At 43.3% G+C, this 13,035-nt stretch carries 8 protein-coding genes; 5 read left to right on the plus strand and 3 right to left on the minus strand.

What is annotated here, in order from left to right; all coding sequences use genetic code 11:
• Positions 1-459: 459 nt before the first annotated feature.
• On the minus strand, positions 460-3,216 hold the full coding sequence (locus tag GY065_RS09485; RefSeq protein WP_174833919.1) for an Rne/Rng family ribonuclease: 2,757 nt from the start codon (positions 3,214-3,216) through the stop codon (positions 460-462).
• Between the two features lie 565 nt (positions 3,217-3,781).
• On the opposite strand from GY065_RS09485, the gene GY065_RS09490 reads away from it, so the two are divergent.
• Positions 3,782-4,774 (plus strand): RluA family pseudouridine synthase, encoded by a 993-nt coding sequence (locus GY065_RS09490; RefSeq protein WP_174833920.1) that lies wholly within the window; start codon positions 3,782-3,784, stop codon positions 4,772-4,774.
• Between the two features lie 31 nt (positions 4,775-4,805).
• Here GY065_RS09490 and galU read toward each other — a convergent pair whose 3' ends face one another.
• Together galU and GY065_RS09500 are read right to left on the minus strand one after the other, a co-directional pair.
• Positions 4,806-5,687 (minus strand): UTP--glucose-1-phosphate uridylyltransferase GalU, encoded by an 882-nt coding sequence (galU, locus tag GY065_RS09495; RefSeq protein ID WP_174833921.1) that lies wholly within the window; start codon positions 5,685-5,687, stop codon positions 4,806-4,808.
• A 166-nt stretch (positions 5,688-5,853) separates the two neighbouring features.
• A complete protein-coding gene (locus tag GY065_RS09500; RefSeq protein WP_174833922.1) occupies positions 5,854-7,497 on the minus strand; it encodes a dihydroxyacetone kinase subunit DhaK in 1,644 nt (547 codons plus the stop codon).
• A gap of 461 nt (positions 7,498-7,958) precedes the next feature.
• Between GY065_RS09500 and sppA the strand changes: the two genes are divergently transcribed.
• From sppA to cysE, 4 genes are all read left to right on the plus strand, one after another.
• Positions 7,959-8,918, plus strand: a complete 960-nt coding sequence (gene sppA / locus GY065_RS09505) for a signal peptide peptidase SppA (protein WP_174833923.1) — start codon at positions 7,959-7,961, stop codon at positions 8,916-8,918.
• A gap of 295 nt (positions 8,919-9,213) precedes the next feature.
• Positions 9,214-10,284 (plus strand): quinone-dependent dihydroorotate dehydrogenase, encoded by a 1,071-nt coding sequence (locus GY065_RS09510; protein WP_174833924.1) that lies wholly within the window; start codon positions 9,214-9,216, stop codon positions 10,282-10,284.
• Between the two features lie 217 nt (positions 10,285-10,501).
• Entirely contained in the window at positions 10,502-11,998 is a 1,497-nt protein-coding gene (gene rng, locus GY065_RS09515; RefSeq protein WP_174833925.1) for a ribonuclease G, read from the plus strand.
• A 29-nt stretch (positions 11,999-12,027) separates the two neighbouring features.
• Positions 12,028-12,822, plus strand: coding sequence for a serine O-acetyltransferase (gene cysE / locus GY065_RS09520; protein ID WP_025331328.1), 795 nt, complete (start codon positions 12,028-12,030; stop codon positions 12,820-12,822).
• The last annotated feature ends 213 nt before the right edge of the window (positions 12,823-13,035 follow it).

Below are 13,035 nucleotides of genomic sequence, written 5' to 3' on the forward strand. Positions count from 1 at the left end.
CCTAATAAGCATTTAAAGTTTTGCATTAATCGCCGCGTTAGCGATTTCATGGCTGTTAATATAATGCTTCAGTTGCAAAAAAACAAATTCATTTGCAAACACACAACACTTTTCAACAACCTTTCAGCGGCAATCAATGGATAAATAAAAATATTTATTAAAAAATTCAATGCATTATAAAATAAATAATACATTAATATAAAATACATTCTGCGTTTAAATGTGTTGTAGTTTTTCAACACAATAACTGAATTCAATAATCAACCAGAACAATCACTACAACAGAATTAATCGGTTAGCAATTATATCAAGCTTTTTACAAATTCGTTCTGACCGGTTCTCTGTATTAAACGATATCATTTTAAAATTAACGCATTCTATAAACATTAAACACTGTTTTTAATTCAGCAAATATCCGAATCAAAAATACGGATTACGATCAGACATAAATCAATCTTGCTATATCCTGGTTTCAATCTGTTCCAATGCTGCAGGTGTGATTATTGTATTATCTGCTTTGTCCGGCACAATATCCTTACGCCGCAATTTAGGCTGTTCCTGCACTGTATCAATGGCATTAGTGGTAAATACTGCTTTATCTGCATTGGTTTCAACCAGTATCAACCCGCCTTGACGGGCAATATGGCTTAGATTGATATCTGCCACTGCCTCCGTAACCGCCGCTTCTGACGAAGTTATATCTGATTCTCTGGTCTGGATAACAGCCTCTGTATCCACAACGATTGCTTTATCAACAGCAGCTGTCTGCAGCGCCTGCTCTGACTGTGCAAGAACCCGGGCAATAGCCTGTTCTGCCAGTGCTACTGCTTGTTGCACCATCATATCATCAGTTTCAGGGATCGGTTCAGAATATGGTGCAGCAATGTTATTGAGTTTTTTTTCAGGATTCAGTACATGCTCTGCAGTCAGTTGTATTTGAGCAGTGATGGTCCGGATATCAATATTCCGGCTGATTTTCCTGGCAGAGATAATGTAACTGCGTTTTTTCTTGCCATTCTGCCGGCGACTGTTTTTGTCATGCCGTGTTTTATGCCGTTCATTTTTCGACTCAGTATCCGCCAGGGTAATAATCAGAGGATCATTAACCTGAACTCCGTCAGTGGCACTAATGGTATTTACATTCTGCACCGGAGTGTCATTTTTACCTGATGCCCGCTGACGACGTCTGCGCGAAGTATTCTGTTCCTGTTTAAAGCTACTTTTTTCCTGAGCAGCATCAGCCGACATATCTAATTGAGCATTCGCATATCTGTCGGCACGCTTTTCTTCACGCCGGTTGCGGTTTTCACTGGCTGACCGGTTGGTGAGTGCTGAATCGGCCGGTGTTTTAGCTTCATTTACAGTCTGAGCTTTTTGCGCTGAGTTGTTATTTTTAGCCAGCCGGCCGGCACGTGCCTGACGGCGTTCCTGTGTCTGGGATTTCTGATTTTTTTTCTGATGCGTGGTTTTGATGGTTTTTTCTGCCGCCGCACGATCTGCCGTGGCAGATTCAACCGCTTTTCCGCCCAGCAGATTACCCAGCCAGCCGGTCAGTTTTTTCCACATACCCGCTGATTCGGTTTTACCTGCAGTGGTCTTCTCAATAACCGGGGCAGGCTGAGTATGATGAATCCCTTTAACAGCAGCCTCTGGCTTAACTGGTTTATTCTGACCAATAGAAAAAGGCAGTTCGCCAATATTTTCCGGTTCCTGTACCTGATGGTAGCTGGGAACGGTATTTTCTTCCACATTATCGGTACGTACACGGGTCACGCTGTAATGCGGATTTTCCAGATGAATATTCGGAATCAGCAATACACATACATCCAGACGCTCTTCCAGACCAAACAGTTCAGCACGTTTTTCATTCAGCAGAAAAGTAGCCACATCCACCGGTACCTGTACCCGTACTTCGGCTGTGTTGTCTTTCATTGATTCTTCCTGAATGATGCGCAGGATATGTAATGCAGTTGATTCAATACTGCGGATAAAACCAGTGCCGGCACAGCGAGGGCAAATGGTATGACTGCTTTCTCCCAATGATGGTTTCAGGCGCTGTCTGGATAATTCCATTAAACCAAAGCGGGACAATTTAGCCATTTGTACCCGGGCACGGTCTTTTTTCAGTGCTTCACGCAGGGTGATTTCTACATCACGCTGATTTTTACTGTTCTCCATATCAATGAAGTCAATAACCACCAGTCCGCCCAGGTCACGCACACGCATCTGTCGTGCAACCTCTTCTGCGGCCTCCATATTGGTTTTGAAAGCAGTATCTTCAATATCTGCACCACGGGTTGCTCTGGCAGAGTTCACATCTATGGATACCAGCGCTTCGGTGTGGTCGATAACTATCGCTCCTCCGGATGGCAGGGCGACTTCTCGTGAAAATGCAGATTCGATCTGCTGCTCTATCTGAAAACGGGAAAACAGTGGGATATGATCGGTATAATGCCGCAGCCGGTTGATATAGGCAGGCATCACGTAAGACATAAATTCACGGATCTGATCATAAACTTCCTGAGAATCAATCAGAATTTCCCCGATATCTGGCTGGAAATAATCGCGAATGGCACGAATAAGTAAGGAACTTTCCATAAACAGCAGGTAAGGTTCACTATGCTGCTGCGCCGCCTGCTCAATTGCCCGCCACAACTGAATCAGATAATTAAGATCCCACTGTAATTCTTCGGTACTGCGGCCAATACCGGCTGTACGAGCAATCAGACTCATTCCGCGCGGTGTATCCAGCTCACTCATTGCCTGCTTGAGTTCCTGCCGGTCCTCCCCTTCAATACGGCGGGAAACACCGCCGCCACGCGGATTGTTCGGCATCAGTACCAGATAGCGCCCGGCCAGACTGATAAAAGTGGTCAGAGCTGCGCCTTTATTACCGCGCTCATCTTTTTCCACCTGTACAATGACTTCTATACCTTCTGTAAGTACATCCTGAATCCGGACACGACCGCCTTCATAATTCTGAAAATAGCTGCGTGAGATTTCTTTAAATGGTAAAAAACCATGACGATCTGTGCCATAGTCTACAAAACATGCTTCCAGAGAAGGTTCGATACGGGTAATGACACCTTTATAGATATTACCTTTACGCTGCTCTTTTCCCAGCGTTTCGATGTCAAGGTCAAGCAGACTTTGCCCATCCACAATAGCCACACGCAGCTCTTCTGCCTGTGTAGCGTTGAATAACATTCGTTTCATGAGAACCTCGTTATGTGCACTGACGAGGCGTGGTAATTAGTATTTGACACCCATAGCCCTGCCTGACTAAATCATTCGCGGCAAACTTAAAGGCTTTCATCATAAAGAAGGTGTAAAGATCATATCCGCTATTCAGCATCACACGATACCTGCTAAACAGCGTGTGTCCGGTATCCGATCAGTATGGACCGGACACTTAACTGGGGTAGCCATTCTTCTGTTATTCTGCCAGGTGCTCGGGCACAGTAGCGGCTGCGTTTTCAGGTTTTGTCCTGCCTGATCACGTCTGAAGCCGTGGCTTGCCACCTGATGGAGTCAAACTTAATCACTAACCCTTGCTGCTGACGGCTGGTCAGCAACACGGGGAAATACGCCTGCAACAGTGCGTTTTTCCGGTAAATACGTTAACATTTCATTATTTACAGCCAAATTGCGCTTTCAGGCACTTTTCAGCTTCGGGCAAAATGCGGCCATTTTTGGTTCAGTTCAGTCTGCCAACACGATATTTGGTCATGACCACTGATGACTTTTATTTATTTATAAAAGCTTACGGATTATAAGCAATATGACGGTTTTAAGCAAAGATTCAGTGCAGTTTTTATCTGTCTGTGCAGAAAGTGCCGGTCAGAGACTGGATAATTATTTAATAAGGGAATTAAAAGGAGTACCGAAAAGTCATATTCAGCGCATTATCCGTAACGGAGAAGTCCGTCTGAACAAAAAGCGCTGTAAAGGAACAGACCGGATTCAGGTCAATGATGAAATTCGTTTACCCCCGATTCGTACTGCTGCCAGATACCCATCCGCAACAACTTTGACTATTCCTGCTCAGGAATTTACGGTTGTGTATGAAGATGATGTATTACTTGTGATTAACAAACCGGCCGGTATTGCGGTACATGGCGGCAGTGGTATTAGTTTTGGCGTTATTGAGCAACTGCGCCGCGCCCGCCCTGAATCCCGTTATCTGGAGCTGGTTCACAGGCTGGATAAAGATACCAGCGGCTTGCTGATGATAGCCAAAAAACGCAGTGCACTGGTCAAACTGCATGAATCAATTCGCCAGAATCATCCGCATAAAGTGTATCTGGCTCTGGCCATTGGCAACTGGCCGGAAAATATACGGCAAGTTAAACTTCCGCTACTGAAATATACCGGTGCACAAGGGGAAAAGATGGTACGTATCGCCGGCAACACGCAGGAAGGACAACGGGCGCATACGCAGTTCCGGATACTGCAGCGTTATGCAGGTGAGCAATTACACCATATGGGAATCAGAGCATTGACACTTATGGAAGCGACACTTAAAACAGGCCGTACCCACCAAATACGTGTCCATATGCAATCACAGTCATGCCCTATTGCCGGAGATGAGCGTTATGGTGATTATCAGATAAATAAGCGCCTGCAAAAAGCCGGGCTGAAAAGAATGTTTTTACATGCTGCTGAATTAACGCTGGCTCATCCGGTTAGTGGCGATATTTTACAGCTTACCGCTCCTTTACCGGATGATCTGCAGCTATTCCTGAGTCATTTACCAATAGTACCCTGCAAATGATAATTGATGCTTATATCCGTATTTGCCTGCATTAGAATGCTTGCTTTTGCAGCCACTGTTTGAGTTGAGAACCACACTGATGATGGCGCAGACTATATTCAATGAATGTTTTCATATAGCCAAGTTTGTCTCCGCAATCATGTGAACAGCCCTGAATCACAAAAGCATCTACAGCTTCATGCTGCATCAGGGCAGCAATGGCATCAGTAAGCTGAATCTCGCCTCCTGCACCGGGTAAGGTTTTTTCCAGCAAAGGCCAGATAGCAGCTGAAAGCACATAGCGGCCAACCACAGCCAGATCAGATGGAGCCTGTCCGGTCGCCGGTTTTTCCACAATAGCACTCATACTGATGCTGTTTCCGGAATCAGCCTGCTGACTATTACAATCGACAATGCCATATTTATTAACCTCACTCATCGGCACACGTTCAACCATAATCTGGCTGCGCTGTGTATTCCGGAACTGTTTTAGCATTGCTGCCAGATTATCTGTGGACAGATTACAGGTATTTTCATCGATCAGTACATCAGACAGCAATACCGCAAATGGTTCATCACCAATCACAGAACGTGCACACAAGATAGCATGTCCCAAACCTTTAGCTTCACTCTGACGTACCTGAATGATTTGCATTCCATTGGGCAATACACTACGCGTTTCACTCAGTAAAGCCGTTTTACCTTTACTCTGTAACTGTGTTTCCAGCTCAAAAGCCGTATCAAAATGGTTTTCTATAACAGTTTTAGATGCATGATTAACGAGAACAATTTCATTAATTCCTGCTGCCGCACATTCTTGAACGATATATTGAATTAAAGGTTTATCGGCTACGGTCAGCATTTCTTTAGGAATGGCTTTTGTGGCCGGTAACATACGTGTGCCAAAACCAGCCACAGGAATCACAGCTTTCATTTAATTTTTTCCATTCTGTTGAAATCGTTATACAAATATAAAATATATGTAATATAAAAAATAAATGCAGATAATTATCCGATTAACTTGACTGACAATCCATCAGGGATATTATCGATTTATTATTCCTAATAAAAATAAATTTAAAAGTAACAATCTGATGTTCTTAAGCTTGCAGCTTACTCAGTGCAGTCAATACCTCAGCTACCGCTACTGCACCCGGATCAGCCACTCCGGCGAGATTTTGCTGATTAACATAAGATGAGCGCCCTGCTCCGGCTTTATGCATATCAGCAGTTTTTTCCGCACCCTCTCTGGCTGCCGGTATTGCTGCGGAAAAACCCTGTTTCTGCCATGCAATTAATGCCGGTTGCAGTGCATCGATTAAAGTTCGGTCACCTATATCTGCACCGCCATAATGTTTCATTTGAGCCAGCCCGGTTAATAATGCTTCTGCCAGTGTACCGCCTGTCTGTAATTTCTGACCGGCAGCAGTGAAAAAAATCGACATCAATACCCCGCTTGAACCACCCATGACAACAGACAGTCGCTCGCCAATACACAACAACAGTTGAGGTAAATCATTTAACGGTAAATGTTTTTGTGCTAGCTGCCGGGCAATAGCATGCGCAGCATGAGCAAATGTACTTCCGGTATCGCCATCACCTACTTTTGCATCGAGAGCATTAAGCTGATTTTCTAGCCGGATCAGTGTATCTGTAATGACTGTGATACATTCTGCTGCCTGAGCGTTTTCAGACGGAATATAAGCAGACTGTTTATATTCGGTTTCACATACTACGGTTTTTAAGGGCTGTAAAACCACGGGTTTCTGCCATCCCTGTGTTTCTACGGGCGCATTCAGCGCCTTGCTGAAGTAATCGTTCAGCTTAAGCAACGAAAGTGAAAAACCTTTCATATCCAATGAGGTAACCAGTGAGGCAGGACCAATCAGTAAATCAGTTTGTTTACTAATGGCTGAATGCGCTAGCTCGCGTGTCAGTACGGCCATTTCCAGGGCAGATACACCACCCAGATTATTAATTAAAACAGCAAAACGACCTGATCCGGCTGACTTCGATAATGCCTGAACCAGTGTATCGATCAGCATTCTGCTGTTGTGCGTATCCACTATTGAAGCGCCCGGCTCACCATGAATACCCAGTCCCAGTTCAACCTGTCCGGCTTTAATTCGCTTTTCTTCCGTATTGTCCGGCAAATTACAGGTCTGCATAGCGACACCCAAACTATACAGATTGTCACAGGCTTGCTGTGCTATCTCGCGTACCTGAGTCAGGGATTTACCTTCTTCTGCTGCATAACCTGCTATTTTATGCACTAGTACTGTACCGGCAATACCGCGGGGCTGTCTGTTTTCCGGCAATGAAATATCATCGGCAACGATTACCATCTCTACGTTTAGCCCATGACTTTTAGCCTTTTCTGCCGCCAGCCCGAAATTCAGCCGGTCTCCGGTATAATTTTTGACAATTAATAAACAGCCTTGTTCCCCCGTTACCGCCACAATTGCATTAAATACTGCATCGACGCTGGGCGAAGCAAATAAATCTCCGCACACAGCTGCTGTTAACATACCTTTGCCAACAAAACCGGCATGTGCGGGTTCATGACCGGAGCCTCCGCCGGAAATAACGGCTACCCGGCTTTTATCCCAGTCACTACGCATCACTACCCGTATTGCCGGATCTGTATCCAGTCTGACAAGATTGCCCTGAGGCGCGGAAATGACTAAACCCTCAATCGCTTCATTGACCAGTTGTTTACGGTCATTAAAAAAGAATCTGGACATGATTTTCCAAGTTTTAATTAACAAATGAGAAACATAAATAATGCTGAATATCAACTATACACATCAACCGGGTTAGTCGATTTAATCTTTAAAGTAACTGAAAATCTGCACAAACAACCTGCTTTTAAATTTTCTGCACAATGTATAAATTCAATCTATAAATTAAAAGACTAGTCTCTGATACAACATGACCCATCATTTTTGTATTATTTTATTCTATTACTCGCTGCATAATTTACTGATACTGGCAGGCTGATGACTGCACTATTATAATTATAATGTAGACGCTGATACGGATAAAGCTTGACCCGAATTCTTAATCGATAAGAACATACATAAATATTAATTCAGATATAATTTGATTGTGGCCTGATTTCAGATATAAACCAGTTTGCAAAATAAGCAAAGTTGGCAGAATCAGATTTGCCGGATATCAAAACTAAAAGCAGAGAATAAACCAAATGACAATCAAAATTAATAAATCAGAACCGGCAAATGGTAATCCCGAGGAAAATAGCAATTGGGAACGTAGCATGCTGGAGAAGCTGTTACTTGAGGTATACCGCGAACAACGGCGCAATCGAATCTGGCGCTGGGCCTGGCGGTTACTCTGGCTGTGCATTATTGTCTTTATTATTATAGCAGCGATGGGATCTTCAACCACCGATAGTCCGCATACCGCAGTTATTGATCTGGATGGCGTAATCAGTAGTGAGAATAATCAGGCAGAATTATTACGTAAAAGCCTGAATGCAGCTTATGAGAATAAAAATGTTAAAGGCATTATCATTCGTGCCAACAGCCCGGGCGGTTCACCGGTGATTTCCAGTATTGCCTATGAAGAAATCCGTTATCTGAAAGCAGAACATCCGAAGATACCTTTATATGTTGTAACTGAGGATATGTGTGCCTCCGGTTGTTATTATATTGCCAGTGCTGCCGATAAAATTTATGCAGATCCATCCAGCCTTGTCGGTAGTATCGGTGTTATTGGCAGCAGTTTTGACTTTACAGGTCTGATTGACAAACTTGGAATTAAACGCCGGGTAAAAATAGCCGGCAACAATAAAGATATGGGCGATCCATTTGTGCCGGAAACCCCGGAACAGGCGGAAATCTGGCAACAAATGTTAAGCAGTATTCATAAACAATTCATTCAGGCGGTGCAGCAGGGGCGTGGCGACCGGTTAAAAGTTGCTGACAATCCAGACATATTCAGCGGTCGTGCCTATACCGGTGAAGAAGCCAAAACAGTCGGACTAGTAGATGATTTTGGCAATATTTACACAGTTGCCCGCGATGTTATTGAAGCTCCGGAACTGGTAGATTACACTGCTGAAACCAGCTGGAAACGCTTCGGACGAAGCATAGGCAGCACATTACAACAGAATTTTCAGGGTATGGCTGACAAACCATGGTGATATCCGGCTATAACCGCAATAATGAACAGATTTTCTGATTATTATGCCCGTTTATATTTCCTGCTCTAAATTACGGAATCATAAACGGGTATATTGTTATATAGCATTAGGTGAAAACACTGGTAGTACAAAACACAAAATATTCTGCAGCAGCGGCTTTAATTAATTTGTGTATTCTGTACCATTTTTAATTAAATGATTTATTTCACCTGCACATACCGAATTTAATGATTTTCCATTCGATTTGACCATGTTGTTGGTTATAATATTTCACCCTTTTCCCAATATCAACATCATGTATCCTATTATTAAACCATTATTATTCAGACTGGATCCTGAAACAGCCCATTACCTGACTTTAAAATCGCTGCTATGGTTACATCGTTATCATTGTGGTTTTTTACTGGGATGCAAACCAAACTTCTCATTCATGCAGAAAAATACCAATGGTATTTTGCCTGACAACAATATCAACAATACCACAACACTGATGGGACTAACGCTCCCCAATCCTGTAGGACTGGCTGCCGGTCTGGATAAAAATGGTGAATATATTGATGCACTTGCTATGCTGGGATTTGGCTTTATAGAAGTAGGCACTGTGACACCACTACCTCAGGCAGGTAATCCTAAGCCACGATTATTCAGATTACCAAAGCAACAGGCAATTATTAATCGTATGGGCTTTAACAATTATGGTATTGATACTTTAATCAATAATATTGCAAATAGTAGATATCGCGGCATATTGGGAATTAATATTGGCAAAAATGCTGCCACACCGATTGAAAAAGCAGTGGATGATTATCTGATTTGTCTGGAAAAAGCCTATCCGCATGCCAGTTATGTCACTGTTAACATTTCTTCACCTAACACACGTGATTTACGCAGTCTGCAAAGTGCCGGAGAGCTGGACAGATTATTGAACCATCTGAAAAACCGTCAAGCTCAGCTGGCTACTCAGCAAAGCCGCTATGTGCCTATTGCCATCAAAATTGCTCCCGATCTGGATGAAGAGCAAATTGAAGCCATTGCAGAGGTTGCACTGAATACACAAATAGACGGAATTATTGCCACTAATACCACTATAGACAGAACTACTCTGGGTACGCATAAATTTGCTCAGGAAACTGGCGGGTTGTCTGGTCATCCCGTACAGACACAGAGTAATTATGTTCTGAATCAGTTATCTGCACACATTAATTCGCAAATTCCACTTATCGGTACAGGGGGTATTATAACCGGAGCGGATGCCGCAGAAAAAATCCGTCTTGGTGCTGCCGCCGTCCAGTTATATTCAGGTCTGATTTTTCGTGGTCCTCAGTTAGTTGCCGAATGTATCAAGAGCTGCTCACGGTTAAAATAACGGGTGTGCTATTACATAAATACTACTAATTTAAGTTTTTATATTTATTAGCAGACTACTTTGTCAGAAAACTTTATGCAACTGCGTTTGGCAGGGAACTCTTGCCTGCGCTATGATGTCAGTCGCACTATACAAACAGACCAGATTACTTTGTACAGTTTTTATCTGTACAGACGGAGACTACACAAAGTGATTTGATTAAATTGAAAGCTCCATCATGCATAACAGCGACATATCGCTGCCGAAGGATATTCAGCGGCCGGCTGAAACGGTACTGGTAAATATTACTCCGCAAGAAACCAGAGTAGCCGTAATAGAAGAAAATACGTTGTGTGAAATTCATATTGAACGTAATTGCGGCCATGGTCTGGTAGGCAATATTTATCTGGGTGTGGTGCGCCGTGTATTACCCGGGATGCAAAGTGCCTTTATTGATATCGGGCTGGAACGTGCCGCTTTTCTGCATATTGTCGATGTACTCGAGCAGCGTCAGCAACCAGAGCAGATTCAGCGTATTGAACACACGCTGCATGAAGGACAGCCAATTGTTGTACAGGTCATCAAAGACCCGATTAATACTAAAGGCGCACGTCTGTCTACGCAGATATCACTGGCAGGCCGTTTTCTCGTATATCTGCCCCAGGATGAGCATATCGGCATCTCACAGCGTATTGAAGACGAAGAGGAACGCAACCAGTTACGTGAGCGGCTGGAAAATCTGTTACCGGCAGATGCTGCACATGGCTATATTATCCGTACCAGTGCCGAAAATGCGACTGATGCAGAATTGCAGGCTGATATCAATTATCTGACCAAGCGATGGCAGCATATTCAGCAACTATCCAAAACCTGTCCGCCTGAAACATTACTGTATCAGGATTTACCCCTGAGTTTACGTGTATTGCGTGATATGTACAGTGACAATATCAATCACATTATTGTGGATTCAACCAGCCATTATCAACGCATGCACGAATTTGCCACGAATTATTCTCAGGGTGCACTGGATAAATTGCAATTATTTAAGGATGATTGTCCGTTATTTGAAAAATACAATATCGAAGCCAAAATTAACCGCTCTCTGCAACCACGGGTGAATCTGGATTTTGGCGGTTATATTATTATTGAGCCGACAGAAGCTATGACTACCATTGATGTAAATACGGGCGGTTTTGTCGGCGCACGCAATTTTGAAGAAACTATCTTTAAAACCAATCTGGAAGCCTGCCATGTGATTGCACGTGAACTGCGTTTACGCAATCTGGGGGGAATTATCATTATTGATTTTATCGATATGACCAACGAAACACACCAGCAGGAAATTCTGACCGAGCTGGCTCAAGCGCTGGCCTACGACCGTACCCGCGTTACACTTAACGGTTTTACCAGTTTAGGTCTGGTAGAGCTAACACGCAAACGTACCCGGGAAAATCTGACCCAGATACTGTGTGAACCCTGTCCTGTCTGTCAGGGGCGTGGTCGCATCAAAACAGCACAAACTATGTGCTATGAGATTTTGCGCGAAATAGTATGCGAATCACGTCGTCCTGATATTAAGCAATTGCGCATACTAGCCTCTCCCAGCGTCATAGATTTATTTCTGGATGAGGAAGCCGATTCTTTGAAAATGCTAAGTGATTTTATTGACAAGCCGATTGCTCTGGCAGTAGAAACCACTTACACTCAGGAACAATATGATATTGTGATTCAATAAATTTAATCTGCAAACGAGAAATTAAACATATGAATTTACCTGATGCTGCTCAGGCTGAAAACCTGTGGCAAACCATTCGTCATGAAACCGAAATAGCAGTCAGCAATGAACCTATACTGGCCAGCTTTCTGCACTTGAGTGTATTACGCCATAAAAATTTTGCCCGCATGCTGGCCTTTCATCTGTCTACCAAAATGTCCAGTGCTGTAATGGATGCGCGGGCATTATTCGAGATTTATCTGGAGGCCTTACATCAGGATACTTCTATTATTCATGCAGCCCTGGCAGATATTGTTGCCTATTATGAACGCGATCCCGCCTGTGAAACCTATAGTTTACCATTATTGTATTACAAAGGTTTTCACGCCATACAGACCCATCGCATTAACCACTGGCTCTGGCAACAGAATCGCCATACTCTAGCCTATTTTTTACAAAATCGTGCTTCAGAAGTTTTAGGAGTTGATATCCATCCGGCTGCTTCAATGGGCTATGGAATTATGATTGACCACGGTACGGGTGTGGTTATTGGCGAAACAGCGGTGCTGGGTAATAATATTTCGCTGTTACACGGTGTTACTCTGGGTGGCTCCGGTAAACAAAGCGGTGACAGGCATCCGAAAATCAGTGACGGTGTCATGATCGGAGCCAATGCCTCCGTATTAGGCAATATTCGTGTACATACCTGCGCCAAAGTAGGTGCCGGCAGTGTCGTAGTTAATGATGTTCCGGAATATTCAACAGTAGTAGGCGTACCTGCGCGCGTTATCAGCAAAACAGATAATCATGAAAGTCCTGCTCAGGAAATGGATCAAAGAATTTAATTTGAATAAGCAGAAGTACACAATAGTTAATGTTAACCAGAAAATTCAACATAAATCTGTATTTAAGATCACAGGCAGCAAAATAAACAGCTGCCTGTATTTTACAGTTTACTAATAAATCCGGAAAATATCTGCGCAGAAAACTGTCAGGACAATCAAATTATATGCTATACAAATAAAATTACACAGATAATAAAAAACGCAAACTCAACT

Origin of the sequence: Snodgrassella sp. ESL0323 (assembly GCF_013346865.1) — a bacterium.
Classification (GTDB): Bacteria; Pseudomonadota; Gammaproteobacteria; order Burkholderiales; family Neisseriaceae; genus Snodgrassella; species Snodgrassella alvi.